Genomic DNA, 25,854 nt, shown 5'->3' with positions numbered 1-25,854 from the left:
GAATCCGTCGACAAACACCGCCACATCGGTGCAATGAACGACGCTGCGCGCGTCGAGTGATGGCAGCGCGGCCTGCGAGCCGGCGGATACACGGATTCCGAGTCATCGCGCTACGGCGCAGCCATCCCCCGACTCGGCGCTGCTCGTTTAACGCGATAGCCGCCTTCTTCCGGTGCGCACTCGCAGCGGCCAAAGGCATGGCGGATTAACCCTGCCGCAGGCTTCCCGATGCGAAAGCACTTTAAACGCGCCGCGAGCAAGACGGCCGTCGGTAGCGAAAACGAACCTGCTGTGTGCGCTACCGCGTCAGGTGGCTGGACCGCGGCAGCGCGCCACGGGCGAGCCGACGAGCCGAAATTCCTCGTTCTTGTCGAGTTGAGGATCGACGCCTTCCTGCAAGAGGATGATGATGTCCGAGCCGCCGAACTGGAAGTATCCGAACTCTTCTCCCTTGGCCATGTGGCGGCCGGGCACGGCGGTGAGCACCACCGACGACACGTGGGCCATGCCCACCGGAATGACCGCCACGATGCCGATATCGCCGCAATCCGATTGCGACGTATCGATGGTGACCACCCCGCGGGTCTGCGAGAACTCGTATCCGCTGCTGGCGCTGTCGCTGGCGGCGAACTCGTGTTCTTCCAGGCCCACCCGCATGAAGACTTTGCCCTCGATCCGGAAGGATTCCTTGACCATTCCGGCGACCGGCAGGTGGTAGCGGTGGTAGGCGTGCACCGGCAGCATGTAGTGGACGAAGGTGCCGCCCGCAAAGCTTTCGCTGTACTGGCTGCCTTCGATGAGTTGCTTGATGTTGCCGTACTTTTCGTTCTTGACGGTGGTGGCCGGGATGCTCGAGTCGGCATCGATGTCGTAGGCGTGCTGGTATTTGCAGTCGGCCGGTGAGGTGACCACCAGATTGGTGGTCGGTTCGGCGATCGGGCGCAGCCCGCCGTTGACTTCCCGCGCGATGAACTGGTTGGCGGTCAGCCATCCGCTGGGCGCATTCGGCACCCCATCGATCAACGACTCATGGATGCGGTACTCGGGCGCATTGTCGATGAACGACTGCAGGACTTCCGGACTGAACGATTGCGGTGAGTCCAGGAAATTACCCCACTGGCGGGCGAACTCGGTCATCCATTCCCGAAAGACACCGGAGCCCTGCGGCGACTCGTCCCCCTGGTCGACCAGGAAGTAGAAGTGCGCCATGCGATCACTGACCTCTTGCGCCTGCCGCTTTTCGTTCTTCCAGGCATCGGCATCCGACTCGTGTGGCACCCATCGGATGAAGCGGTTCAGATAGGCCTCGTACTCGCCGATGTCGCGCGGCCACTCGAGCGCGTTGTAGAGGTCCTGGTTCAGCTCGGCTTCGGCCCGTTGGCGGGCCTCCTGCAGAGACCGCTCAAGCCGATCGGCCAAACCCTGCTCTTTGTCCAAGACGCCGCGAAGTTCTTGGACGACGGGTTCCGGCTCGCTCATATCAGCACTCCTCGGTGTCAGTTGTGCGCGACCGCGCGCCAAAGTGCGTACCCGCGCTTTTCAACGGCAAACGGGCTCGCGGCACCGCGTTCAGCGGCCACGAACCCTGCGGTTGTACTTCATGATCGCGTCGACCAATTGCGACTTGTTCATCGTGGACCGGCCGGCGATATCGAGACGGCGGGCCAGCTCGAGCAGGTGCTTTTTGCTGGCGTTGGCATCGACGCCCTCGGCGGACTTACCCGTTGGCCGCAGGCCACCGCTCTCGGCCCGCTCGTCGGACGGGCCTTTCTCGTCCTTGGGTTCCCAGTGATCCCCGACCTTTTCGAAACTGTGCTTGACAGCGGCGTACGCCACCCGATGGGCGCGTTCGTCGCTGCCGTACTGTTCGGCCGCCGCGTCATGGGATTTCGCGAATGTGCGTTGGGCCTTGGCGCTGGAACGTTGCAGTGTGCTGGGCAATTCGCTCTTTTTGGCCGAGCCGCCCTTTGTCGTCTTCGGCATCGGACCTCCTCGGGTGCCGCAAGCGCTGCGGGTAACCGGTCGGTTACCCCGGCCGGCGCGCCGACAATCATGGTCTGCACAATGTGGGCATCGGGCAGCTCGAAATATGTCAATATCGTTGACATGATTCAGGCCGACGATGCTCCGCTGGGTTATCTCCTCTACCGGGTCGGGGCGGCCCTGCGACCCGAGGTCGCCACCGCGTTGGGTCCGCTGGGCCTGACCCTTCCCGAATTCGTTTGCCTGCGCATACTTTCGATGTTTCCGGGAATGTCGAGCGCCGAGTTGTCCCGCCACACCAACGTGACCCCGCAGGCGATGAACACCGTGCTGCGCAAGCTGGAAGAGGTCGGCGCCGTGGCGCGGCCGTCGTCGGTGTCCTCGGGACGCGCGCTGCCGGCGAACTTGACCGGCCAGGGCCGCGCCCTGCTCAAGCGCGCCGAAGGAGCGGTCCGCGGCGCCGACGCACGAATCTTGGCCAGGCTCACCGAGACTCAGCAGCGTGAGTTCAAGAAGATGCTCGAAAAGCTCGGATCCGACTAGCGCGATCGCGCGCCTCAGCTGGCGTCAATGCGCGCCCACGGCCGCGCCTCTTCGAGCTCGTAGGCCAATTCGAGCAGCAAAGATTCCTGCCCGATATCGGCCGACAACATCATGCCCACCGGCATCCCGTCGGCGGATTGCGCCAGCGGCAGCGAGATCGCGGGCTCGCCGGTGACGTTGTGCAGCGGGGTGAACGAAACCCAGTCGATCAGCCGGCTGACGACCTGCTGATAATCGGTGGGCGCCAGGAATCCGATGCGGGGCGTCTCGTCGGCGAGGGTGGGGGTGAGCACCGCGTCGTAGGTGCGGAAGAACTGAGCGGTGCGTCTGCGCGCCCGGCGCAGCCGCACGATCGCCATCGGAAGGCGGTGCATGTTGCGGCTGGTGTGTCGAAGCAGACCCAGCGTCAGGCTGTCCAGCTTGCTGCGATCGAACGTCTCGCCGAACAGGTGCCGCCCGCCGCTGACCTGGGCCAGCGACAAAAATCCCCAGTACATGACGAAGTCGTCGGCGAAACTGGGCGCCACCGGGGGCTCGTCGACGTGTTCGACACGGTGGCCCAGCTCCTCGAGCAGACCGGCGGACTTCAACGTCAGCTCCCGCACCTGAGGACTGCATTCGCGCTGTACCGATCGGGTCAGCACCGCGATCCGCAGCCGCTGCCGGCCGGGCCCGGTGACGTCCCCGACCGGTGCCAGCTTCGGGTTGCGCCAGATCCGTTCCGCCTCGCGGTAGAACGCCGCGGTGTCCCGCACCGAACGGGTCACGACGCCGTTGACGACGACGCCGACCGGCATCCGGCGCAGGGTCGCGTCCAGGGGCAGCCGTCCACGCGAGGGTTTGAGTCCGACCAATCCGTTGCAGGCGGCCGGAATCCGGATCGAACCGCCGCCGTCGTTGGCGTGCGCGATGGGCACGACACCGGCGGCGACGAACGCACCCGAACCCGACGACGAGGCGCCGGCGGTGTATTCGGTGTCCCACGGATTGCGCACCGGGCCCAGCCGCGGGTGCTCCGCCGAGGCGCTGAAGCCGAATTCGGACAGCTGCGTCTTGCCCACCGAGGTCAAGCCGGTGGCCAGGAACAGCTGGGTGAAGACGCTGTCCGCGACGGCATTCCAGCTCGTCCACGCGTCGGTGCCGTGCATGCTGGGCTGTCCGGCGACGTCCACGTTGTCCTTGATGAACGTCGGCACGCCGCCGAAGTAACCGTCGGCGGGATCCGCCGCGGCCGCCCGCGCTTGCTCAAAAGCCGCGTACGCCAACCCATTTAGCAGCGGGTCGACGGCCTCGGTGCGGGCGATCGCGGCCTCGACCACCTCGGCCCTGCCGACCCGGCCGGATTTCAGGGCGTCGGCCAGGCCGACCGCGTCCAGATCGCCAAGGGCATCGTCGCCGAACGCGTGCACGTGTCTCATGACACTGACGCTAGCCCGCGCGCCCGTCCCCCCGGGAGCTTTCCGGCTTGCGCCGGGGCGGATCGTGGTCAGGCCTTAAGCCTGACCCACCTCGAAGCGGACGAACCGCGTCACCGTGACACCGGCGTCGTCGAGCAGCGCCTTGACGGTCTTCTTGCTGTCGGACACCGACGGCTGCTCGAGCAGCACGGCGTCCTTGAAGAAGCCGTTCAGCCGGCCCTCGACGATTTTGGGCAGGGCCTGCTCCGGCTTGCCCTCCGCCTTGGCGGTTTCCTCGGCGATGCGGCGCTCGCTGGCCACCACGTCCTCCGGCACGTCGTCGCGCGACAGGTAGCGGGCCTTGAGCGCCGCGATCTGCAGCGCGACCGCGTGGGCGGCGTCGGTGTCCGAGCCCTGATATTCGACCAGCACACCGACCGCGGGGGGCAGGTCGGCCGCCCGCCGGTGCAGGTAGGTTTCGACGGTGCCGTCGAAGTTCGCGACGCGGCGCAACTCCAGCTTCTCGCCGATCTTGGCCGAGAGCTCCGCGATCGCCTGCTCGACGGTCTTGTCACCGACGGTGGCGGCCTTGAGCTCGTCGACGTCCGTGGCCTTCGACGACACGGCCGCGGCGACGATCTGGTCGGCCAGCGCCTGGAACTCCGCGTTCTTGGCGACGAAGTCGGTCTCGCTGTTCAGCTCGATCAGCGCGCCGCCCTGGGCCGCGACCAGGCCCTCGGCCGTCGCACGCTCGGCGCGCTTGCCGACGTCCTTGGCGCCCTTGATGCGGAGCGCCTCGACGGCCTTGTCGAAGTCGCCATCGTTCTCGGCCAGCGCGTTCTTGCAGTCGAGCATGCCGGCGCCGGTGAGTTCCCGGAGCCGCTTGACGTCGGCGGCGGTGAAGTTCGCCATTTCAGCCTTCCGTGGGTGGTGTTGGTTCGGGGGCGCCCGCAGCGGCGTCGGTGGGGGCGGTGGCGGTGGCGGAGGCCAGCAGCTCCTGCTCCCATTCGGCGAGCGGCTCGGCGGCCTCGGCTTCGGGCTTGCCGTCGCCGCGGCCGACGCCGGCGCGCGCCTGCAGCCCCTCGGCGACCGCGGAGGCGATCACCTTGGTCAGCAACGCGGCCGACCGGATCGCGTCGTCGTTGCCCGGAATCGGGTAGTCGACCTCGTCGGGGTCGCAGTTGGTGTCCAGGATCGCGATGATCGGGATGTTCAGCTTGCGGGCCTCCGCAACCGCGAGGTGCTCCTTGTTGGTGTCGACGACCCAGATGGCCGACGGCACCTTGGCCATGTCGCGGATACCGCCGAGGCTGCGCTCGAGCTTGTTCTTCTCGCGCGTCAGCATCAAGATTTCCTTCTTGGTGCGGCCCTCGAAGCCACCGGTCTGCTCCATCGCCTCGAGCTCCTTGAGGCGCTGCAGCCGCTTGTGCACGGTGGAGAAGTTGGTCAGCATTCCACCCAGCCAGCGCTGGTTCACATACGGCATGCCGACGCGGGTCGCCTCGGCGGCGACGGATTCCTGCGCCTGCTTCTTGGTGCCGACGAACAGGATGCTGCCGCCATGGGCGACGGTCTCTTTGACGAACTCGTACGCCTGGTCGATGAAGGTCAGCGTCTGCTGCAGGTCGATGATGTAGATGCCGTTGCGGTCGGTGAAGATGAACCGCTTCATTTTGGGATTCCACCGGCGGGTCTGGTGCCCGAAGTGGGTGCCGCTGTCGAGCAGCTGCTTCATGGTTACGACGGCCATGGTCATGCCTTACTTGTGTCGGTTGTCGCCTGGCATCGGGTGAGGCCGGGCCCTGGCGGCTGCTGCGATGCCGGACCCTGTTAAGGGACCGCCCGGCATGCGATTGCGTTCTCCTCGTAAAACCAGAGACGCGATGCAGACGCGCGAAGTCAGCCCGCGAACGAGCTGCGAGGAAGCAGTTTACACGGATTCAGCAGGTGGTTTTGCCACGCTTCCCCAACCGGGGCCGCTCATCCACAACAGCGGCGCGGCCGGGTAGCCATGCCGGCGCTGGCGCGCTGAACTGCCGGGATGCGGTGGAGGGTGCTGCTGCTCTGTGCGGGCCTGGTCAGCGCGGTGCCGGCGGTGGCCGCCGAGGATCGCCTGGACTGGCCGCTGCGCCCGCCGCCGGCCGTCACCCGTTCGTTCGACGCCCCTGTGCAGGATTGGCATCCCGGCCACCGGGGTGTCGACCTGGCCGGTGTTGCCGGTCAGCCGGTGTACGCCGCGGGCGCCGCGACGGTGGTGTTCGCCGGGCTGTTGGCCGGGCGGCCGGTGGTGTCGCTGGCCCACCCCGGCGGGTTGCGCACCAGCTACGAGCCGGTCCGGGCGGCCGTGCGGGTCGGCCAGCCGGTGACGGCGGCGACCGTGATCGGCGAGCTGATGGCCGGACACGCCGGGTGCCCGGTCGCGGCGTGTTTGCACTGGGGCGCTATGTGGGGCCCGGCCTCGGGTGCGGAATACGTCGATCCGCTGGGCCTGCTGAAGTCCACGCCGGTCCGGCTCAAACCGCTGAACCGCTGAATCGGCTCACGCGCGAGGGTGGGCCTGATCGTGCACCGCGCGCAGCCGCGACACCGCGACGTGGGTGTACAGCTGGGTGGTCGCCAGGCTGGAATGGCCGAGCAGCTCCTGGACGACGCGCAGGTCAGCGCCGCCTTCGAGCAGATGGGTGGCCGCGCTGTGCCGCAGGCCGTGCGGCCCCATGTCCGGCGCGCCGTCCACCGCGGCGACGGTCTGATGCACGACCGTTCGCGCCTGGCGAACGTCGAGCCGGCGACCCCGCGCGCCCAGCAGCAGCGCCGGGCCCGACTCCGCGGTCGCCAGCGCCGGGCGGCCGTCGGCCAACCACGAGTCGAGCGCCTCGCCGGCCGGCCCCCCGAACGGCACGCTGCGCTGCTTGTTGCCCTTGCCGAGCACTTTGACGAGCCGATGATGCGTGTCGACGTCGTCGATGTCCAGGCCGCACAGCTCGCTGACGCGGATCCCGGTGGCATACAACATCTCCACGATCAGCCGGTCCCGCAGCGCCATTGGATCACCTTGCTGCGCACCGGATTTGGCGGCGGCCATGGCGTCTGCGGCCTGGTCCTGGCGCAGCACCGAGGGCAGCGTGCGGTGCGCTTTGGGGACCTGAAGCCGGGCCGCCGGATCGGCGGTCAGCAGGCCGCGCCGCACGGCCCACGCGGTGAAGGCCTTGACCGCCGAGGTGCGACGGGCCAGCGTCGTGCGGGCGACACCGCCCGCCGCCGCGGCCGACAGCCACGAGCGCAGCAGGGGCAGGTTCAACCCATCCAGACCGGCGCCACGGTCCTCGATGAAGGCGAGCAGCGAGCGCAGGTCGCCGAGGTAGGCGCGGCGGGTATGCGCCGATCGATTGCACTGCAGATGCAGGTACTCGTCGAACTCGTCGAGGATCGCCTGCACTCCCCCACGGTCGCAGGGCGGAGTTTGGCGCTCTAGTCGACGCGCCGAAGCGTGTCCGGGGTGAGATCTTTGAGCGTGGGGTAGCCGTCGACGGCCATGATGAGGTCCGCTTCGGCCAGGATCGAGCGCAGCACGTGCACGATGCCGTCGACGCCCCCGAGCGCCAGGCCGTACGCGTACGGCCGGCCGACGCCCACGGCCGTGGCCCCCAGCGCGAGCGCCTTCACGACGTCGGCGCCGCTGCGGATCCCCGAATCGAACAGGACCGGCAGCCCGTCGGCCGCCTCGACGACGCCGGGCAGGCACGCGAGGGCGGGCAGGCCGCCGTTGGCCTGGCGGCCGCCGTGGGTGGAGCAGTAGATGCCGTCCACGCCGCCGTCCTTGGCGCGCCGCGCGTCATCGGGGTGACAGATGCCCTTGATGATCAGTGGCAGGTTGGTCAGTGACCGCAGCCAGCCGAGGTCGTCCCAAGTCAGCGGGTTTCCGAAGGTCGTTACCCACTGCAGCACGGTGCCTTGCGGGTCCTCTTCCGGCGGGCGTTGCAGGCTCGCGCGGAAGACCGGGTCGCTCGTGTAGTTGCTCAGGCAGAGACCCCGCAGCTGCGGGAAGTTGGCGGTGGTGAGGTCGCGCGGGCGCCACCCGGGAATCCAGGTGTCGAGGGTGACGATGATGCCCTGGTAGCCGGCGGCTTCTGCCCGCTGGACGAGGCTGGCGGCCAGGTCACGATCCTTGGGTGTGTACAGCTGGAAGAAGCCCGGGGCGTCGCCGAACTGCGCGGCGACGTCTTCCATCGGGTCGGCGGTCAGGGTGGAGACGACCATCGGGACGCCCGTGGTCGCCGCCGCGCGTGCGGTGGCCAGGTCGCCGTGGCCGTCTTGGGCGCAGATGCCGATGACCCCGATCGGCGCCATGAACAGCGGCGACGGCAAGGTCAGGCCGAACAGCTCCACCGACAGGTCGCGAGCCGCGGCACCGACGAACATGCGCGGTATCAGGCCCCAGTGATCGAACGCCTCCCGGTTGGCCCGCTGCGTGCGCTCGTCACCCGCGCCGCCGGAGACGTACGACCAGACCGACGGCGGCATGGCCCGTTCGGCCCGGGCCTCCAGCTCCGCGAACGCCATCGGCAGCGCGGGCGCCACCCCGCCCAGGCCCTTGAAGTAGATCTCGTTCTGGTAGTCGCCGAATGCCATGGGAAAGACAATGCCAGGCGGGGGTCAGGCTGACGAGTTCGCCGACTCTGCCTGCGCCAGTTCCTTCTTCCATTGCCGGAAGGTCTCTTCGGTGCGGCCGCGGCGCCAATACCCCGAGATGGACGACGCCCACTTGGCGTCCACACCGCGCTCCTTGCGGATGTAGGGGCGCAGATTGTGCATGACGGCCTGGGCCTCGCCGTGAATGAAGACATGCACCTGCCCGGGCAGCCAGGGGGCGCTCGTCACGGCCTCGATCAGCGGCGCGTGGTCGCCGGCGCGGTCCTCGGGAACCAGGTCGGCGCGCCCGCCGCGGTAAACCCAATGCACCTCGACGCCTTCGGGTGCGGTCAGCGGTATCTCGTCCTCTTGGCCCGCGACCTCGATGAACGCCTTACCGACCGCGCTGGGCGGCAAGGCTTCCAGCGCCGCGGCGATGGCCGGCAGCGCCGATTCGTCGCCGGCCAGCAGGTGCCAGTCGGCGGCCGGGTCCGGTGTGTACGCCCCGCCGGGTCCCATCAGGTAGATCGGCTGACCGGGCCGGGCGGTGGACGCCCACTGACCCGCGATGCCGTGCTCTCCGTGCACGACGACGTCGAGTGTGATGCGGCGCTTCTCGATGTCGACGTGGCGCACGGTCAGCGTCCGCACCGAGGGCTTTTTCTCCGGCGGCAGGTCGGCGAAGCTGTCGAGGGTCAGCGGCCCGGGCAAGCCGGCCACGTCGACGTCGTCGGCGACGAACACCAACTTGACGTAGGAGTCGGTGAACTTGCTCGGCACGAAAGCGTCAAAGTCGTTGCTCCCGAGCACTATCCGCACCATGTGCCGTGTGAGTTGTTCGGTACCGACAACTTCGAAGCGTTGCAGTGGTCGACCCGCCACGTGTCCTCCTGTCCAAACCCCAACCCCCGGTCGACTATACGAGTCGCGTCGTTGATACGCCCTGACCTGCGGTGACCCGTACTATTCGCCACCGCCCGTCCTGGCGCTGCACCAGGCCGGCCAGCTCGAGCATCGCCAGCGGCCCCAGCGCCAGCTCGGGCACCATGCCCGACGCGACGGCAATCTCGTCGACCGTGGCCGCGCCGCGGCCCGGCAACGCCTCATAAACGCGGCGCTCGGCGTCGCTGAGGCCGTCGAGCGGCGTCGTCGGATGCGGCTCGTCGCAGGCCAGTTCGCCGATGTGGCCGACAAGCTCGACGACATGCTCGGCGCGGGTGACCAGCTCGGCGCCGTTGCGCAGCAGGGCATGGCAACCCGCCGACGCCGACGACGTGACCGGCCCCGGCACCGCCGCGACCACCCGCCCCAACGCCCGCGCCCACGCCGCGGTATTGGCAGCGCCGCTGCGCAGGCCGGCTTCCACCACCACGGCGGCCCCCACCACGGCGGCGACCAGGCGATTGCGGGTCAGGAACCGGTGGCGGGCCGGGCGGATGCCGGGCGCGTATTCGGTGAACACCAAACCCTGCTGGCCGATCCGGTGCAGCAGGGCGGTGTGACCGCTCGGGTAGGGAACGTCGAGCCCGCCGGCCAGGACGGCCACGGTGACGCCGTCGCAGTCCAGCACGGCGCGGTGCGCCGCGCCGTCGATGCCGTAGGCGCCGCCCGAGACCACCGCGACGTCGCGCCGCGCCAACCCGCCCGCCAGTTCACCGGCGACGTGCTCGCCGTACGTGGTCGAAGCGCGCGTCCCGACCACGGCCGCGGCCCGCTGGGCGGCCTCGTCGAGCCGCACGGGGCCCAGCGCCCACAACACCATCGGCGAAACCATCGGCGCACCTCCGCCGGCTCGCGGTGCGGCACCGTGGAAGGCCGCGAACGCCAGCAGCGGCCACTCGTCGTCGTCCGGGGTGATCAACCGTCCGCCACGCCGTGCAAGCATCTCGAGATCGGCTGCGCTGCAGTCGATCTCGCGCCTAGCCTCGGTACGCCGGGCCAGGCCGTCGTCGACCAGCCCGCGCCGGATCCGCTCGGCGGCCTCCACCGGGCCGACGCGCTGCACCAGAGCCGCAAGTTCGGCGCAGGGCGGCTCGGCCACCCGGGACAGGTAGGCCCACGCGCGCAGCGCGGTTTCGCCGTGCGCCGTCGTCATCGCCGCGCCCCCGGTTGGCGGAAGCTCAGTGCGGCGGCGACTTCATCGGTCCCGGGAGACGTGCGGCCGGCCAGGTCGGCCAGGCTCCACGCGACCCGCAACGTCCGGTCGAGGCCTCGGATGCTGAGCAATCCGCGATCCAGCGCCCTTTGCAGCGGCTCCATCGCCGCGTTGCCGAGGCGGAATTTCCGGCGGAGCAGCGCCCCACTGACTTCGGCGTTGGTGCGAAATCCGTGGGGCAGCCAGCGCTGGGCGGCGGCCGCGCGGGCCCGCGCCACCCGGTGGCGGACCTGCGCCGTCGATTCAGCGTCCCCGCCCGCGAACGCCCCCGCCTTCACCTGATGCATTTCCACGCGGAGGTCCACCCGGTCCAGCAACGGCCCCGACAGCTTGCCCAGGTAGCGGCGTTTGGCCGCCGCCGCGCAGATGCAATCCTGCGGGTCAGCAGGGGCGCACGGGCACAGGTTGGCGGCCAGCACCAGCTGGAATCGCGCGGGATAACACGCCACCCCGTCGCGGCGGGCGAGGCGGATCTCGCCGTCCTCCAACGGTGTTCGTAGGGCTTCCAGCGCGCTGAGCCGGATCTCGGCGCACTCGTCGAGGAAGAGCACTCCGCGATGCGCGCGGCTGACGGCGCCCGGTCGGGCCATCCCGGACCCGCCGCCAACGAGCGCGGCGACGCTGGAACTGTGATGTGGCGCCACAAAAGGCGGTCTGGTGATCAACGGCGTGTCGCCCGACAGCAGACCGGCGACCGAGTGGATCGCCGTGACTTCCAGGGACTCGGCCTCGGTCAGCGGCGGCAGCAACCCCGGAAGGCGTTGGGCGAGCATGGTTTTGCCTACTCCCGGCGGCCCGGTGAGCATCAGGTGGTGCGCTCCCGCGGCGGCCACCTCCACCGCGAACCGCGCCTGCGTCTGCCCGACCACGTCGACCAGATCCGCCTCGGGCTCGTCGCCCGTGGGCTGCGCGTCGATCCTGCCGCCCAGGGCGCCGCCGCCGCTGAGCCACTTCTGCAGCTGCCCCAGGGTGCGGACGCCCCACACGTCGATGCCGTCGACCAGGCTGGCCTCGGCGAGGTTGTCCGCCGGAACCACCACGTCCGGCCAGCCGTCGCGCTTGGCGGCCAGCACGGCGGGCAGCACGCCGCGCACCGGCCGGACCCGCCCGTCCAGGGACAGCTCGCCGAGCAGCACCGTTTTCTCCAGCCGGTCCCAGGGTTTCTTGCGCTGCGCGGACAACACCGCGGCGGCCAAGGCGATGTCGTACACCGACCCCATCTTGGGCAGCGTCGCCGGCGACAGCGCCAGGGTGAGCCGCGCCTGGGGCCACTCGTTGCCGCAGTTGGTGACGGCCGCCCGGACGCGGTCGCGCGATTCCTGCAGGGCCGCATCGGGTAGGCCCACCAGGTGCACGCCCGGCAGCCCGGAGGTGATGTCGGCTTCGATCTCCACGATCTGTCCGTCCACGCCGCGCACCGCGACAGAGAACGCGCGTCCCAGCGCCATCAGCCGATCCCCCGCAGATGGGTGATCTCGGGGGTGCGGCGGCGCCCGACCCGTACCCCGATCACGTCGATGCGGAGCGCCGCGCAACGCTGGTCCTGGCCGGCCAGCCATAGGCCCGCCAGCCTCCGCAGCCGCAGCACCTTGCGCGGGGTGACGGCGTGGGCCAGGCCCCCGTATCCGTCCCCGGTGCGGGTCTTCACCTCGACGAACACCACCGTCGACGTTGCGTCGTCGCGGGCGATGATGTCGAGTTCGCCGTAGCGGCAGCGCCAGTTGCGCGCCACGATCCGCAATCCCATCCGCATCAGGTGATCCGCGGCCAGCGCCTCGCCCATCGCACCCAGCTGGATCCGGGTCATCGTCGTTTCGGTCGTCATGGGGGCCAAGGTGCCCCGCACCCCCGACGAGACGGGCCATCTTCGCGACCCGCGGCCGCCCGCACCGGCCGGTTATCCCCAGTCCGTCGCCCATCCACAGCCGGGCGGTGACATGCGGGTCCGGCCCGCCGACAATTGCGTTCTCACGCCCCCGCGGCCAGCGCTTCCAACGTCTCGGCCGACGAGTGCAGCGGACGCCAGCCCAGTTGGGTCTTGGCCTTGGTGGTGTTCATCACCATCGAGGTCCGCGCAGTGTGCAGCCATTCCAGCATGGACGGCACCCGCGGCACCCGCGAGATCGCCGCCGAGGCCGCCGTCGCGGCGACCGCGGGGACCCGCACGGGGCGCCCGCCCAGCGCCCTGGCCACGTCGGCCACGGTGACCACCCCGTCGCCGGCGAGGTTGTACACCCCCGGCGGCGCCGGCGCGGTGGCGGCCAGGGCGATCGCCGTCGCCACGTCGTCGTGGTGGACCAGTTGCAGCGGGTAACCCGGATCGGGCACCACGGGCTTGAGGACCGGGACGGCTTTGACCACCGCACGCACCGGACCGGGCAATTGATTCCACGGCATGGCGTCCGCCAGGGCGGTGGCGTTGGGCCCGGCCACCACGCAGGGCCGCAGAACATAGACCTCGAGGGACGAATCCTTGGTGATGTCGGCAAGCAGCGCCTCGCAAGCCGCCTTCTGCTCGGAGTAGTAGTGCTCCGGGGATCCCCGGGCGGGCACGTCCTCGGTCAGCGGGACGGGATTGTCGGAGTGGTAGCCGTATGCCGCCACCGACGAGGTGTACACCAGGCGCCGGGGCCGGTCGGCCGCCACCGTCGCCTCGAACACGTTGCGGGTACCTTCGAGATTCACTCGCGCGCTCTCGTCGCGCGAACCCATGATGATGAAGGCCAGGTGGATCACCACATCGGCCTGCGCCACCAGCGCATCGACGGCCGCGCGGTCCAGGATGTCGCCCTGCTGGTAGCTGGTCTTCAGCCAGCCCCGCGACGACGGGTCAAACGGCCGGCGAGCCATTCCGATGATCGCGTCGACGGAGGGTTCGCGCTCCAGCGCCGTCACCGCGGAGATACCGATCTCCCCGGTCGGCCCGGTCACCGCGACGGTCACTCCCATCAGAAAATCCTTCCCTCCCTTGGCCACCTGAAACTCCGCGGGCGTGATAGAACCATCTTTTCAACCTCTCGCGATCCGTGAGCGGTTGGACGTGCGGGCACTCCGCATCCGCAGCGAGGGCTTGGCGGTCGCCGGTGACCGGCCAAGATGCCGAGATCGGCCGCAACCGCACCGACCAGCGTGTAAGGCTGGTGGCGGCGACCGGTAATTTACGGCGATCGGAAGCGGACACACCGCCGACACCGAAGCGAGGAAGCAGCATGGCGGACGAATTGAAAACCGGCGCGGACGCATCCGTGAACGGCGGGGAGAAGGCCGACCCCGCGACGGTTTTCGCCGCCCTCGCCGAGATCATCTACCAGGGCTCGGACGTCAACCAGATGTACGCGGCCATCTGCGTGGCCGCCACCCTGACCGTGCGGGGCTGTGATCACGCCAGCCTGTTGGTGCGCGAGAACGACAAATACATCACCGTCGGTGCCAGTGACCGGCTGGCCCAAGCCATCGACGACCTCGAACGGCGGGCGGGTGACGGCCCGTGCATCGACGCCATCGAGGAGGAGACGCCGCAGATCGACCCGGACCTGACCACGCCGTCGATGTGGCCCAAGCTGGCCAAGGTACTGGTCGCAGAGACTCCGGTGCGCGGCGCGATGGGATTTCGGCTTCTGGTCGACAAGCGCAAAGGGGCCGCGCTCAACTTGTTCAGCGACACCCCGAACATGTTCGACGCCGAGTCCGCCGGCCGGGCCGCGGTGCTGGCCGCGTTCGCCAGCGTCGCCATCAACGCGGTCGCCAAGGGCGAGGACGCGACGAGCCTGCGGCGCGGACTGCTCAGCAACCGCGAGATCGGCAAGGCCGTCGGCATGCTGATGTTGCTGCACGACATGAGCGAGGACGAGGCGTTCGACCTGCTGAGGCGCCACTCCCAGGCGCTGAACATCAAGCTGGCCGATGTCGCGCGGGAGGTCATCGAGCAGCGCGGCCGGCTGCCCAGCCCCGGCGACGACCAGAATCCGGCGGATAGCTAGCGCCGGGCTACTCGGGAAGCCGCAGCTCCGGCTTTTCGACCTCTTCGATGTTGACGTCCTTGAAGGTGACCACCCGCACCTGTTTGACGAACCGCGCCGGCCGGTACATGTCCCACACCCATGCGTCGGACAGTCGCAGCTCGAAGTAGACCTCACCGTCGGCGTTGCGCGGTGTCATCTCCACGCTGTTGGCCAGGTAGAACCGCCGTTCGGTCTCCACGACGTAGCTGAACTGGCCGACGATGTCCTTGTATTCGCGGTACAGCGAGAGCTCCATCTCGGTTTCATACTTTTCGAGATCTTCTGCACTCATTCGCTCAGACGTCCTTCTCCCGGACAGCTCTCCGCGGGAATCCCGGCGCTAGCTGCCGTTCGCCGGGGCGGCAATCCTGATCCCATCTTTCCTCACCGATATCCGTCGCGCTGCAGCGGTGGGTCCGGTTGACAGTCGGCCACCACCCGCTCGCCCGACCCGTTGGCCACGCGCCGCACGTTGATGAACGAATAACGATGCTCGGCGCATGGGCCCAGCCGGGCCAGCGCCGTGCTGTGCGCCGGCGTGCTGTACCCCTTGTGCAGGGCGAAGCCGTAGCCGGGATGGTCGGCTTCCATCGCGACCATCAACCGGTCCCGGCTGACCTTGGCCAGCACGCTGGCCGCCGCGATACACGCCGCGACCGCATCGCCGCCGATTACGGGCAGCGACGGGACGGCCAGCCCGGGCACCCGGAACCCGTCGCTCAGGACGTAGCCGGGCCGGACGGACAGCCCGGCGACGGCGCGGCGCATTCCTTCGATGTTGGCGACGTGCACGCCGCGCCGGTCCACCTCGGCGGGCGGGATGAACACCACGTGATAGGCCAGCGCATACCGGCGAATCAGCGGGAACAGCTTTTCCCGGGCGGCCTCGGTCAGCTTCTTGGAATCATCAAGCGCGGCAAGGCTTTCCATTCGCCCCGGTCCGAGCACACAGGCCGCCACCACCAGAGGCCCGGCACAGGCGCCGCGGCCGACCTCGTCGACGCCGGCCACCGGCCCCAAACCGCTGCGGTACAGCGCGGATTCCAGGGTGCGCAACCCCGACGATTTACGGATCACCGTCCGCGGCGGCCACGTCGTGGCCACGGCTACCGATTCTGTTGCGGGTTCACCGATCCCACGCCGCCCCACCGGGACGGCGGCCACACGATGAACCTTGCTTTCCCGATCACGTTGGACACCGGCACGGTTCCCGACGTCGGGTCGCCGGTGCACAGCACGCCCTTGAGGGCTTCGGCCGGCACGCTGGTGCAGTGCGCCCGCGAATCCGCCGAATGCGTGCGGTTGTCGCCCATCACCCACAGCCGCCCGGCCGGGACGGCGACGGGCCCGAACTCGCTGCCGAGGCAGGGGTACACCGACGGGTCGGCGGCCATGGTGGTGCGGTCGAGGTACGGCTCCTTCAGCGGCTTGCCGTCGACCGTCAACCCGGTGTCGGCCCGGCACTGCACCGTCTGCCCGCCGACCGCGATGACCCGCTTGACCAGATCGTTCTCGTCGGGCGGCACGAACCCGATGAAGGACAGCGCGTTCTGCACGAAGCGCAGCACGGTGTTGTTGGACCGGATCGACTTGTAGCCGAGGTTCCACGGCGGCGGGCCCTTGAAGACGATGACGTCACCGGGCCGCGGAGCGCTGAAACGGTAGGTGACCTTGTCGACCATGATCCGGTCACCGACGCAGCCCGTGCATCCGTGCAGCGTGGGCTCCATGGACTCCGACGGGATCAGGTAGGGCCGCGCCACGAAGGTCAACATGACGTAGTAGAGGACGACGGCGATCACCGCGAGGATCGCGAACTCGCGCAACGTCGAACGCGTGGAGTCCACCGGTTCGCCCTCGTCGGGCCTATCCGCCACCCGCTCCGGTTCGGGGACCTCGCCGGGGGTGGGGTCGGCCTCGCCTTCGCGCGTCTCCGGGTTGCGGGTAGAGACCTTCGGATCTGACTCGCCGGCGTGGGGCTCGGGCTTCGATGAATCCGCGGTATCGGTCACGAGATCAGCGTAGCCAGCGCGCGTCGTGGCCCGATCAACCGGCGCACCGGAGAAACGATGGGACGAATCAGTAGCGCCGCCAAGGCGTCCCGGCTCAGCGCTTCTCCTTGATCTTGGCCTTCTTGCCGCGCAGCTCACGCAGGTAGTACAGCTTCGCGCGGCGGACGTCACCGCGGGTCACCACCTGGATGTGGTCGATGTTGGGCGAGTGCACCGGGAAGGTCCGCTCGACGCCGACGCCATAGCTTTCCTTGCGCACGGTGAAGGTCTCGCGGATGCCGCCGCCCTGGCGACGGATCACCACGCCCTTGAACACCTGGATACGCTCCTTGGCGCCCTCGATGACCTTGACGTGCACGTTGACGGTGTCACCCGGGCCGAACACCGGGATATCGTCGCGCAGCGACGCCTGATCGACGAAGTCCAGCCGGTTCATGCGAGACACTTCCTTGAGGTCGCGGCCGACGGCAGCTACCCACACTCAGGTGTGAGGCGGTCGCCAAGCCGATGGTTTCGGGCTTTCTGGCGTATCTCGCAGCAGGCGGGAAACGGCTCAACCGGCCTGCAACCGCTGGAGACAACTGGTCAATTGTGCCAGATGGGGCGCATACCGCGGAAATCACAGCGAGTCGGCGGTTCACAGCGCGCCAAACGCGCTGGTAAATGGTAAATATGACTGGGGTCCCGCACGGGAGCGTGATGCCCGGTGCCGGTAGCGCGAGGGGCCCCGCTGCTGCACTGTGCCGATGTCACGCCGGAGGAGAGGAAATGCGGGTACATCCGCTGACGCTGATCACCGCCACCGCGGCGGTGACGTTGGTGGTTGCCGCCGGTTCCGAGGCGCTGGTCCAGGCGAAGGTGTACAGCTTGCCGGTTACCGCGCCCGTCCGGGTCGTCTCCGCGCCACCCACCTCGGCTCCCCCGCAGTCGGCCACGCTGATGGTCGAGGCGGCCGCTCCCCCGCAGCCGGCCCAGGCGCTACCGAGCCCGGGATTCGGCCAGCTGCAGGCCCGCGTCCAGCGCGCCGCCGACGAGGCCGCCGGCAGCGGCGCCGCCCTGTCGGTGGCCATCCTCGATCGGTCCACCCATCAGCTGGTCGCAAATGGAAACAGCCAGGTCATCGGCACCGCCTCGGTGGCCAAGTTGTTCATAGCCGACGATATGCTGCTGCACGAAAGCGAGGGCAAAGCGCCGCTGAGCGCCGATGACCGCCAAGCCCTGGACATCATGCTGGAGTCATCCGACGACGGCGCGGCCGAGCGGTTCTGGGGTCAAGGGGGCGGAGCCGCCATCATCACCGAGGTGGCCGCCCGCTACGGCCTGTCCTCCACCACCCCGCCCAGCGATGGGCGGTGGTGGAACACCATGAGCTCGGTGACCGACCTGATTCGCTACTACGAGATGCTGCTGGACGGATCGGGTGGCCTGCCGGCCGATGAGGCCAAGATCATCGTCAACGACCTGGCGCAGTCCACCCCCAACGGGCTCGACGGCTATCCACAGCGATTCGGCATCCCGGACGGCCTGTACGCCGAGCCGGTCGCGGTCAAGCAGGGCTGGATGTGCTGCATCGGCAGCGACTGGATGCATCTGTCGACCGGGGTGATCGGGGCTGACCGCCGCTACATCATGGTGGTCCAGTCCCTGCAGACCGCCGATGACGCCACCGCCCGCGACACCATCACCCGCGCGGTCAAGACGATCTTCCCCGAGGGCCGCATCGACGCGCCCCGGCATGGGCTCTAGCGGCCCGAATCGCCTTCGTGCTCAGAGCCTTCGGGCTCGAGTAGTTCGGGCCGGCGCTCCCGGGTGCGCTGCAGCGAGATTTCCCGGCGCCACGCCGCGATCCGCGCGTGGTCACCCGACAGCAGCACCTCGGGCACGTTGAGCCCGCGCCAGCTGGGCGGCCGGGTGTAGCTGGGACCCTCAAGTCGCCGGCCCAACGCCGGCGAGTGCGAATCCTCTTGGTGTGACGCGGGATTGCCGAGGACGCCGTCGAGCAGGCGCAGCACGGCCTCGATCATCACCACGGCCGCCGACTCCCCGCCGGGCAGCACGTAGTCGCCGATCGAAACCTCCTCGACCCGCATCCGCCGGGCGGCATCGTCGATGACCCGCTGGTCGATCCCCTCGTAGCGGCCGCACGCGAACACCAGGTGGGCCTCGGCGCTCCAGCGCGCGGCCGTCGCCTGCGTGAACAATCGGCCTGCCGGGGTGGGAACAATCAACAGCGTTTCCGCAGAGGCGATTTCGTCGAGCGCCTCGCCCCATACCGGCGCCTTCATCACCATCCCGGGTCCGCCGCCGTAGGGCGAATCGTCGACCGAGCGATGCACGTCATACGTCCAACGCCGCAGGTCGTGCACTCGCAGATCGACGACGCCGGACTGGATCGCCTTGCCGGGCAACGATTGCCGCAGCGGATCCAGATAGGCCGGAAAGATCGTGACGACGTCGATTCTCATATCGAAGATCCCGTTACAGGTCCAGCAGGCCTTCGGGCGGGTCGATCTCGACGGTTCCGTCCTCCAGCGACACCGCTGTGACGATCGCGGTCACGAACGGCACCAGCACTTCCCGATTCCCATCGCCGGACTCGCCCGCTTCGCGCCGCACCGCCAGCAGTTCACCCGCCGCGGTGTGCAACACCTCGGCCACGACGCCGACCTGCTGGCCCGCGATGGTGCGCACGCGCAGGCCTTCGAGCTGATGGTCGTAGTAGGTGTCCGCCTCGTCGATGTCGGGCAAGTCCTCGGAATCGACGACGAACAGGGTGCCGCGCAGCGCGTCGGCGGCGTCGCGGTCCGCGACGCCGGCCAGGCGGACCAGCAGCCGACCGCCGTGCTCGCGCACGCTTTCGACGACACAGCTGCGTTCAGCACCGCCGCGAGAAGCCTTGGCGCGCAACGTGTTGCCCGGCGCGAACCGGGCGTCGGGGTCGTCGGTGCGGATTTCCACCACCAGCTCGCCGCTGATGCCGTGGGCTTTCACCACGCGCCCGACGGTCAACTCCAAGGGAGTTCCATGCGCAGCACCGGCCTACTGGTCGGTGTCCACCACGTCGACGCGGATGCCGCGACCGCCGATCCCAGCGACCAGCGTGCGCAGTGCGGTTGCGGTGCGGCCTCCGCGGCCGATCACCTTGCCCAAGTCGTCGGGGTGGACGTGGACCTCGACGGTCCGCCCCCGGCGGCTGGTCACCATGTCCACCCGCACGTCGTCGGGGTTGTCGACAATCCCGCGAACCAGGTGCTCCACAGCGTCAACGACAACCGTACTCATCGCCGCGGTCAGCTTTCGGTGGTGGGCTCGGCCTGCTCGCCGCCCTCGGCGGGAACCTCGGCCTCAGGGGCGGCGGCCTCCGCGGGGGCCTCGGCCGCGACCTCGGCCTCGGCGGACCCCTCCGCGGCCTTCGCGGCCTTCTTGGCCGGGGCCTTCTTCTTCGGCTTCGCGGCCTCCGTGCTCGGTCCGCCGTCGGCCTCGGCCAGCGCGGCGTTGAACAGCTCCAGCTTGCTGGGCTTGGCCGGGGCGACCTTCAGGCGGCCCTCGGCGCCCGGCAGGCCCTTGAACTTCTGCCAGTCGCCGGTGATCTGCAGCAGTTTGCGGACCGGCTCGGTGGGCTGGGCCCCCACGGACAACCAGTACTGGGCGCGCTCGGAGTCGATCTCGATGAGGCTCGGCTCTTCCTTCGGGTGGTAGCGGCCGATGACCTCGATGGAGCGGCCGTCGCGGCGGGTGCGCGCGTCGGCGACCGAGATGCGGTACTGGGGATTGCGGATCTTGCCAAGCCGGGTGAGCTTGATCTTCACAGCCATGGTTAAGCGCTCCTGTATGTGTCACGCTGCAATTCAGCGATCGGGGCCCGATGCCCGGATCCGGTTTTGCCTCGCGTGTATGACCGGTCGGCGATGCGTAATCGCTCGGCGGACAGCCGCCCATTGTGCCAGACCAGGGGCGGCGATCAGAAATCGCGCGCGCTCAGGGACCACATCACCGCGCCCAGATTGCCGTCATGGTCGTGATCTGGTCGCGAGGCACAGCCCTGACGGCAATCTCGGCGCCGCAACCCGCGCTCACATCACTTTCTGGAAGACCTTGGTCTCCGCCCGCCTGGTCATGCGCCAGCCGTCGGGGGTGCGCACGAACTCGTCGTCGTACCAGAGTCCGCAGAACAGCACCTGGTCCTTGTCGCCGCCCAGCACCATGGGGTTGAAGCAGATCACCCGTGAGGCGGCCGTGTCCCCGTCGATCCGGACCGAGAAGTTGCCCAGCATGTGCGCGTACACCGGGAAGTTGGGCAGCACCTCGGCCAGCCACTTCTTCACCTCGGGGTAGTGGCCCTCGATGCCGCCCAGCGCCGTGTAGTCGATGTAGGCGTCGGGCGTGAACACCTTGTCCAGGTCGTCGAATCGGCGAGTGTCGATGGCGGTGGAGTAATCCACCAGAAGCTGCTGTATTTCGAGGCGGTCGGAGATTTCGGCCAGGCTCAACATGCAACGGACAGTACTGAAGATCTGTCGAGACCAGGGATGGAAGTTAGACTTTTCGGCCATGCGGAAGCTCACGGCCCTGGGATTCAGGATGGCCGCCACCCTGCTCGCGCTCGGTACCTGCACAGCCGTCACCATGTCGACTGCGTCGGGCGACAGCACGCAGCCGGTCGGCTCGATTCCCATTCCCGACGGCCCCGCGCAGACGTGGATCATTGCCGACCTCGACAGCGGTCAGGTGCTCGCCGGTCGCGACCAGAACGTGGCGCACCCGCCGGCGAGCACCATCAAGACGCTGTTGGCGCAGGTGGTCCTGGACTCGGTGAGCCTGGACTCGACCGTCGTCGCCGACGTCGCCGACACCCAGGTGGAGTGCAACTGCGTCGGCATCAAACCGGGCCGCACCTATACCGCCCGCCAACTCCTCGACGGCCTGCTGCTGGTCTCGGGTAACGACGCCGCCAACACCCTGGCGCACATGCTGGGCGGGCCGGACGTCACCGTCGCCAAGATGAACGCCAAGGCGGCCTCGTTGGGTGCCACCAACACGCACGCGGCGACGCCGTCCGGCCTGGACGGCCCCGGGGGTTCGGGCGCGTCGACGGCGCACGACCTGGCGGTCATCTTCCGCGCGGCGATGGCCAATCCGGTGTTCGCGCAGATCACCGCCGAGCCGTCGGCGATGTTCCCCGGCGACAACGGCGATCACCCGATCACCAATCAGGACGAACTGCTGCAGCGCTATCCCGGCGCGATCGGCGGCAAGACCGGCTTCACCAACGCCGCCCGCAAGACCTTCGTCGGGGCCGCCGCACGCGGTGGCCGCCGGCTGGTGATCGCCATGATGTACGGGCTGATCAAAGAGGGCGGGCCGACGTACTGGGATCAGGCGGCGACGTTGTTCGACTGGGGATTCGCGCAGAGCCCGCAGGCCGGCATCGGCTCGCTGTAGCTTTTCATCAGGAGTCGGCACCCGGCAGTGCCGCGGCCAGCAGCGCCATCAGCACCGGAATGCGTTGCGCCGCAATGTCGGGCTGCGGCAACACCCCCTCGATCACGGCGGCCCCGTCGAACACGTTGCGCATCAGCGCCGCCAGGACCGGGACGGTGCCCCGGGGGAATGCGTCGACGCCGGGCAGCGCCCGCGCGGCCTCGTCGATCTTCGCAGCATACTGCGCGAGCTCGTGTTGCAAAGTGTCCCTGAGCTTTTCGTCGGTGCGCGCCGCGACCGTGAGCTCGTAGATCACGGCGTTGATCGGGCGGCTGGTGATGTCTCGCAGGATCTCGAGCACCGCTTGCAGCGCCGGGCGGTCGGCCGGTATCTCGGCGACTCCCTTGGTGAACGACTCCAGCTGACGGCGCAACACCTCCGAGGCGGTCGCGGCCATGAAGTCGCCCATGGTGTCGAAGTGCCGGAACAGCGCACCGACTGAGACCCCGGCCCGCTTGGCAATGACCGCCGCCGACGCCTTGGCGTAACCGACCTCGATGATGGTGGCGATGCAGGCGTCGATGAGCCGCCCGACGGTCTCCTCGCGGCGCTGCTGCTGAGTTCTGGCCATGTCAGGCGGTGACTTTCGGCACGTCACGCTCGCGGCGGGCGCTCTGTCTCGCCCGCAGGTACCGGCCCGACCGCACGAATTGCCCGTAGCCGTCCCGGAATTCGCCTTTGGAGTGGCTTCCACCGTAGACGACCACACCGCCCACACCGGTGGCGACGACGGCGTCGTTGTTGCGGTTGACCATGCGCCGCAGGCCGCCGTAGAACGGCACCGCTTCTTCGTAATAGCCGTCGACGGATTCGTTGAGTCCGGCCGGGTCGATCACCACGAAATCCGCACGGTCACCCTGCCGCAGCGTGCCCGCGTCGACGCCGAACCATTCCCCGAGTTCACCGGTGAGCCGATGCACCGCGCGCTCGATCGACATGAAGGGCGCGCCGGCGCGATAGGCGTCCCGGGCGCGCTTGAGCATCCGCAATCCAAAGTTGTAGAACGCCATGTTGCGCAGGTGCGCTCCGGCATCCGAGAAGCCCATGTGCACGCTGCCTTCGTTGGCGAGCGCGTCCAGCAGCTTGGGGCGATGATTGGCGACGACCGTCGTCCACCGGACGTTGCGTTCACCGTTTTCGACGAGCACGTCCAGGAATGCGTCGAGCGGGTGCAGCTTGCGCTCGTCGGCAATCACGCCAAAGCTCTTGCCGATCAACGACTTATCCGGGCATTCGACGATGACCGCGTCGTGGAAGTCGCGGTGCCACAGCGACGGTCCGAGCTTGACGCGGTCGAACTCGCGACGGAACCTGCGGCGGTAATCCTTATCAGCCAGCAACGCGTTGCGCTCCAACTGGTCTCGCAGGTGCAAGGCGGCCGTTCCGGCGCCGAACTCCTCGAAGACGGGCAGGTCGATTCCGTCGGAGTACAACTCGAATGGCACCGGCAGGTGCTGGAATCGCACATCAGAGCCCAACAGCTTGTTCAGCAGACGAGTCCCCGGACCGAACACGTACACCGACAGCGGCATCGACTTGGCGTCGGCGGACACGAGCATGCTCATTCGAACGCCCTTGCCCCAGTTGAGCAATCGGCTGCTGGCCAAAAAGAAGAGCATTCCGGTCGACGGCTTCGCCACGTTGGGGGCGCTTTGCAGGATGCGGCCGCGCTTGCGCAGGACCTTGATCAGTCTGCGCCGTTCCCGCCAGGTCGCGAAGGTGGACGGCAGGGCGCGGGAGCGGAACCGTTCGCCGTCGAGCTTGTCGATGGGCGCGTCCATCCCGGACATGCCGAGCACTCCGGCGTCGAGGGCCTCCTCCAGCAGTTGGGCCATCTTCTCCACCTCGCCCTGGGTGGGACGCACCGTGGAGTCGGTGGCCCGATCCAGTCCCAGCACCGCGGTCCGCAGGTCCGAATGACCAAGCAGTGAACCGATATTGGGGCCCAGCGGCAGCGCGTCGATCGCCTCGATGTACTCCGCGGCCGTCGACCAGGTCCGGCGGGAATCCAACGCGCCGAAGACGTATTCGCGCGGCACCGCCTCCACCCGGCTGAACAGGTCGGCGGCGTCCTGGGAATCGGCGTAGACCGTCGACAACGAGCAGTTGCCCAATAGCACCGTGGTGACGCCGTGGCGCACCGACTCGCGCAGCCCGGGATCCAGCAGCACCTCGGCGTCGTAGTGGGTGTGCACGTCGAGGAAGCCGGGAACGACCCACTTGCCGGCCGCGTCGATCACCTCGGGGCAGCCGGTCTCATCCAGCGGCTCCGCGCAGACCGTGGCCACGATGCCGTCGCGGATGCCGAGCGTGCGCGTCAGGGGCGCGCTGCCCGTGCCGTCGAACCACAATCCGTCGCGGATGATGACGTCGTAGGCCATGGGTCCCCTCTCGTTGCTGCCGGAACGCTAACATAGATAGCAAGCACTCGCAATCTTTTCCGCCAGGCCTCCGGAGTTCCCGCGATGGTTAGTGTGCGACATCGAGGGGCGCCGGCGTCGCAATCCCGGTCGTCTCGGCGCGGCGGGCCAGATGTGCGATGACCCCGTGGTGCGGCTAAGCCGGTGACCGGAAGATGTTGCCGCGCAGCATGATCAGGTCGGGAGTGTTCAGCACGGCGGCGCTCGAGCGCGGGTCGCTCGAGTAGCACAGCAAGTCCGCGGAGGCCCCGTGATAGAGGGCGGGCCGGCCGAGCCAGCGGCGCGCGTCCCAGCACGCCGCGCCCAGCGCCTCGGTGGGGCTCATGCCGATGCTCTTGAGCGCTTCGACCTCGTCGGCGATGCGCCCGGGGGCGACCATGGTGCCGGCGTCGCTGCCGGCGTAGATCGGCACGCCCGCCTCACGGGCCGCCGCGATCCGGGACAGCCCGCGCGCATGCAGGTCACGCATGTGCGCCGCGTAGGCCGGATACTTCGAGGCGGCCTCGGCGATCCCGGGGAAGTTTTCGATGATGTTGACCAGCGTCGGGACCAGCACGGTGCCGTGCTCGACCATCAGCTCGATGGTGTCGTCGTCCAGGCCGGTTCCGTGCTCGATGCAGTCGATGCCGGCGCTGATCAGGCCGGGCAGCGCGTCTTCACTGAAGACGTGCGCGGTGACCCGGGCGCCGTGGGCGTGCGCGGTCTCGATGGCGGCCTTGAGCACGTCGTCGGACCACAGCGGGGCCAGATCGCCGACGCTGCGGTCGATCCAGTCGCCGACCAGCTTGATCCAGCCGTCGCCGCGCCTGGCCTCCTCGGCCACCGCCTGCGGCAGTTGCCATTCGTCTTCCAGCTCGCGCGAGAAACCCGCGGCATAGCGCTTGGGTCTGGCCAAATGCTTTCCGGCACGGATGATTCGGGGCAGATCGTCGCGGTCGTCGAGGCTGCGGGTGTCGGTGGGCGACCCGCAGTCCCGCAACAGCAACGCGCCGACATCGCGTTCGATCTCGGCCTGGGCGATCGCGTCGTCCAGCGGGATCTCGCCATGCTCGCCGAGGCCGACGTGGCAGTGGGCGTCGACCAGCCCGGGCAGAATCCAGCCGCCGTCGAAGACGGTGTCGGCTCCGGCGACGGGTTCGGCGCTGATCCGGCCGTCGACGATCCACAGTTCGATCTCGGTCTCGTCGGGCAGCCCCACGCCCCGCACGTGCATGCGCACCGTCGGCTAGTTCC

The 25,854-nt window shown here is 68.8% G+C and carries 27 protein-coding genes and 2 pseudogenes; 5 read left to right on the top strand and 24 right to left on the bottom strand.

The genetic code is table 11. The annotated features are described in order from the left end of the window. Window positions 1–306 precede the first annotated feature (306 nt). Window positions 307–1,479, bottom strand: coding sequence for a phosphatidylserine decarboxylase (locus AC5Y30_RS14515; RefSeq protein ID WP_499919148.1), 1,173 nt, complete (start codon window positions 1,477–1,479; stop codon window positions 307–309). 90 nt (window positions 1,480–1,569) lie between these two features. Continuing rightward, the gene (locus AC5Y30_RS14510; RefSeq protein ID WP_499919143.1) at window positions 1,570–1,983 is read right to left on the bottom strand and encodes a ChaB family protein; all 414 of its coding nucleotides are present in this window, start codon (window positions 1,981–1,983) and stop codon (window positions 1,570–1,572) included. A gap of 123 nt (window positions 1,984–2,106) precedes the next feature. On the opposite strand from AC5Y30_RS14510, the gene AC5Y30_RS14505 reads away from it, so the two are divergent. Then, a complete protein-coding gene (locus AC5Y30_RS14505; protein ID WP_499919139.1) occupies window positions 2,107–2,526 on the top strand; it encodes a MarR family winged helix-turn-helix transcriptional regulator in 420 nt (139 codons plus the stop codon). 14 nt (window positions 2,527–2,540) lie between these two features. Here AC5Y30_RS14505 and AC5Y30_RS14500 read toward each other — a convergent pair whose 3' ends face one another. The 3 genes from AC5Y30_RS14500 to rpsB all read right to left on the bottom strand — a co-directional run bounded on the left by AC5Y30_RS14500 (window position 2,541) and on the right by rpsB (window position 5,673). Next, entirely contained in the window at window positions 2,541–3,944 is a 1,404-nt protein-coding gene (locus AC5Y30_RS14500) for an amidase (protein ID WP_499919135.1), read from the bottom strand. 75 nt (window positions 3,945–4,019) lie between these two features. Next, complete coding sequence (gene tsf / locus AC5Y30_RS14495; RefSeq protein WP_499919130.1) at window positions 4,020–4,835, bottom strand: translation elongation factor Ts; 816 nt, start codon at window positions 4,833–4,835, stop codon at window positions 4,020–4,022. A gap of 1 nt (window position 4,836) precedes the next feature. After that, the gene (rpsB, locus tag AC5Y30_RS14490; protein WP_499919129.1) at window positions 4,837–5,673 is read right to left on the bottom strand and encodes a 30S ribosomal protein S2; all 837 of its coding nucleotides are present in this window, start codon (window positions 5,671–5,673) and stop codon (window positions 4,837–4,839) included. A 291-nt stretch (window positions 5,674–5,964) separates the two neighbouring features. Between rpsB and AC5Y30_RS14485 the strand changes: the two are divergent. Continuing rightward, window positions 5,965–6,450, top strand: a pseudogene (locus AC5Y30_RS14485) (M23 family metallopeptidase); the annotation flags it as partial. 12 nt (window positions 6,451–6,462) lie between these two features. Here the strand turns inward: AC5Y30_RS14485 and AC5Y30_RS14480 are convergent. The 7 genes from AC5Y30_RS14480 to AC5Y30_RS14450 all read right to left on the bottom strand — a co-directional run bounded on the left by AC5Y30_RS14480 (window position 6,463) and on the right by AC5Y30_RS14450 (window position 13,656). Further along, window positions 6,463–7,359: a tyrosine recombinase XerC gene (locus AC5Y30_RS14480; protein WP_499919126.1), complete on the bottom strand. Its 897-nt coding sequence runs from the start codon at window positions 7,357–7,359 to the stop codon at window positions 6,463–6,465. Window positions 7,360–7,391: 32 nt separating this feature from the next. Continuing rightward, window positions 7,392–8,552: a lactate 2-monooxygenase gene (locus tag AC5Y30_RS14475; RefSeq protein ID WP_499919124.1), complete on the bottom strand. Its 1,161-nt coding sequence runs from the start codon at window positions 8,550–8,552 to the stop codon at window positions 7,392–7,394. Between the two features lie 24 nt (window positions 8,553–8,576). Next, window positions 8,577–9,434 (bottom strand): siderophore-interacting protein, encoded by an 858-nt coding sequence (locus AC5Y30_RS14470; protein WP_499919121.1) that lies wholly within the window; start codon window positions 9,432–9,434, stop codon window positions 8,577–8,579. A 34-nt stretch (window positions 9,435–9,468) separates the two neighbouring features. Further along, on the bottom strand, window positions 9,469–10,647 hold the full coding sequence (gene dprA / locus AC5Y30_RS14465; protein WP_499919118.1) for a DNA-processing protein DprA: 1,179 nt from the start codon (window positions 10,645–10,647) through the stop codon (window positions 9,469–9,471). Further along, on the bottom strand, window positions 10,644–12,155 hold the full coding sequence (locus tag AC5Y30_RS14460) for a YifB family Mg chelatase-like AAA ATPase (protein WP_499919115.1): 1,512 nt from the start codon (window positions 12,153–12,155) through the stop codon (window positions 10,644–10,646). The genes dprA and AC5Y30_RS14460 overlap by 4 nt, the downstream gene beginning before the upstream one ends. Then, complete coding sequence (locus AC5Y30_RS14455) at window positions 12,155–12,532, bottom strand: YraN family protein (RefSeq protein ID WP_499919112.1); 378 nt, start codon at window positions 12,530–12,532, stop codon at window positions 12,155–12,157. Before AC5Y30_RS14455 ends, AC5Y30_RS14460 begins: the two co-directional genes overlap by 1 nt. A 143-nt stretch (window positions 12,533–12,675) precedes the next feature. After that, entirely contained in the window at window positions 12,676–13,656 is a 981-nt protein-coding gene (locus tag AC5Y30_RS14450; RefSeq protein WP_499919108.1) for an NAD-dependent epimerase/dehydratase family protein, read from the bottom strand. A gap of 260 nt (window positions 13,657–13,916) precedes the next feature. On the opposite strand from AC5Y30_RS14450, the gene AC5Y30_RS14445 reads away from it, so the two are divergent. Continuing rightward, complete coding sequence (locus AC5Y30_RS14445) at window positions 13,917–14,687, top strand: GAF and ANTAR domain-containing protein (RefSeq protein ID WP_499919104.1); 771 nt, start codon at window positions 13,917–13,919, stop codon at window positions 14,685–14,687. Window positions 14,688–14,694: 7 nt separating this feature from the next. On the opposite strand, the gene AC5Y30_RS14440 is transcribed toward AC5Y30_RS14445, so the two are convergent. The 4 genes and pseudogenes from AC5Y30_RS14440 to rplS all read right to left on the bottom strand — a co-directional run bounded on the left by AC5Y30_RS14440 (window position 14,695) and on the right by rplS (window position 17,156). Further along, window positions 14,695–15,000 (bottom strand): DUF2469 domain-containing protein, encoded by a 306-nt coding sequence (locus tag AC5Y30_RS14440; protein WP_003875077.1) that lies wholly within the window; start codon window positions 14,998–15,000, stop codon window positions 14,695–14,697. 4 nt (window positions 15,001–15,004) lie between these two features. After that, a pseudogene (locus AC5Y30_RS14435) lies at window positions 15,005–15,812 on the bottom strand (ribonuclease HII). 2 nt (window positions 15,813–15,814) lie between these two features. Continuing rightward, complete coding sequence (lepB, locus tag AC5Y30_RS14430; protein WP_499919101.1) at window positions 15,815–16,720, bottom strand: signal peptidase I; 906 nt, start codon at window positions 16,718–16,720, stop codon at window positions 15,815–15,817. A gap of 94 nt (window positions 16,721–16,814) precedes the next feature. Then, the gene (rplS, locus tag AC5Y30_RS14425) at window positions 16,815–17,156 is read right to left on the bottom strand and encodes a 50S ribosomal protein L19 (protein WP_067130769.1); all 342 of its coding nucleotides are present in this window, start codon (window positions 17,154–17,156) and stop codon (window positions 16,815–16,817) included. Between the two features lie 332 nt (window positions 17,157–17,488). Here rplS and AC5Y30_RS14420 point away from each other — a divergent pair, with 332 nt between their 5' ends. After that, window positions 17,489–18,466 carry a serine hydrolase gene (locus AC5Y30_RS14420; RefSeq protein WP_499919098.1) on the top strand — a complete coding sequence of 326 codons (978 nt, stop codon included), beginning with the start codon at window positions 17,489–17,491 and terminating at the stop codon, window positions 18,464–18,466. Here the strand turns inward: AC5Y30_RS14420 and trmD are convergent. The 5 genes from trmD to AC5Y30_RS14395 form a co-directional block, all read right to left on the bottom strand. Then, entirely contained in the window at window positions 18,463–19,185 is a 723-nt protein-coding gene (gene trmD / locus AC5Y30_RS14415) for a tRNA (guanosine(37)-N1)-methyltransferase TrmD (RefSeq protein ID WP_499919096.1), read from the bottom strand. The two genes, AC5Y30_RS14420 and trmD, sit on opposite strands and share 4 nt — an antisense overlap. A 13-nt stretch (window positions 19,186–19,198) precedes the next feature. Next, window positions 19,199–19,735, bottom strand: a complete 537-nt coding sequence (gene rimM, locus AC5Y30_RS14410; RefSeq protein ID WP_499919092.1) for a ribosome maturation factor RimM — start codon at window positions 19,733–19,735, stop codon at window positions 19,199–19,201. 24 nt (window positions 19,736–19,759) lie between these two features. Continuing rightward, window positions 19,760–20,002, bottom strand: coding sequence for an RNA-binding protein (locus AC5Y30_RS14405; RefSeq protein ID WP_003878715.1), 243 nt, complete (start codon window positions 20,000–20,002; stop codon window positions 19,760–19,762). Between the two features lie 8 nt (window positions 20,003–20,010). Further along, complete coding sequence (rpsP, locus tag AC5Y30_RS14400; RefSeq protein WP_499919089.1) at window positions 20,011–20,535, bottom strand: 30S ribosomal protein S16; 525 nt, start codon at window positions 20,533–20,535, stop codon at window positions 20,011–20,013. 258 nt (window positions 20,536–20,793) lie between these two features. Continuing rightward, window positions 20,794–21,213, bottom strand: a complete 420-nt coding sequence (locus AC5Y30_RS14395) for a nuclear transport factor 2 family protein (protein ID WP_499919085.1) — start codon at window positions 21,211–21,213, stop codon at window positions 20,794–20,796. Window positions 21,214–21,271: 58 nt separating this feature from the next. On the opposite strand from AC5Y30_RS14395, the gene AC5Y30_RS14390 reads away from it, so the two are divergent. Continuing rightward, window positions 21,272–22,162 (top strand): D-alanyl-D-alanine carboxypeptidase family protein, encoded by an 891-nt coding sequence (locus tag AC5Y30_RS14390; RefSeq protein ID WP_499919084.1) that lies wholly within the window; start codon window positions 21,272–21,274, stop codon window positions 22,160–22,162. A 7-nt stretch (window positions 22,163–22,169) separates the two neighbouring features. On the opposite strand, the gene AC5Y30_RS14385 is transcribed toward AC5Y30_RS14390, so the two are convergent. The 3 genes from AC5Y30_RS14385 to AC5Y30_RS14375 all read right to left on the bottom strand — a co-directional run bounded on the left by AC5Y30_RS14385 (window position 22,170) and on the right by AC5Y30_RS14375 (window position 25,834). After that, complete coding sequence (locus tag AC5Y30_RS14385; protein WP_499919081.1) at window positions 22,170–22,772, bottom strand: TetR/AcrR family transcriptional regulator; 603 nt, start codon at window positions 22,770–22,772, stop codon at window positions 22,170–22,172. A gap of 1 nt (window position 22,773) precedes the next feature. After that, complete coding sequence (locus AC5Y30_RS14380; RefSeq protein ID WP_499919079.1) at window positions 22,774–24,582, bottom strand: N-acyl-D-amino-acid deacylase family protein; 1,809 nt, start codon at window positions 24,580–24,582, stop codon at window positions 22,774–22,776. Between the two features lie 175 nt (window positions 24,583–24,757). Then, complete coding sequence (locus AC5Y30_RS14375; RefSeq protein WP_499919077.1) at window positions 24,758–25,834, bottom strand: metal-dependent hydrolase family protein; 1,077 nt, start codon at window positions 25,832–25,834, stop codon at window positions 24,758–24,760. Window positions 25,835–25,854: the final 20 nt, after the last annotated feature.

It is taken from the genome of Mycobacterium sp. NGS27 (assembly GCF_059813005.1).
Note: the sequence above shows the minus strand (reverse complement) of the source record. Positions and strands in the feature narration are given on the sequence as shown.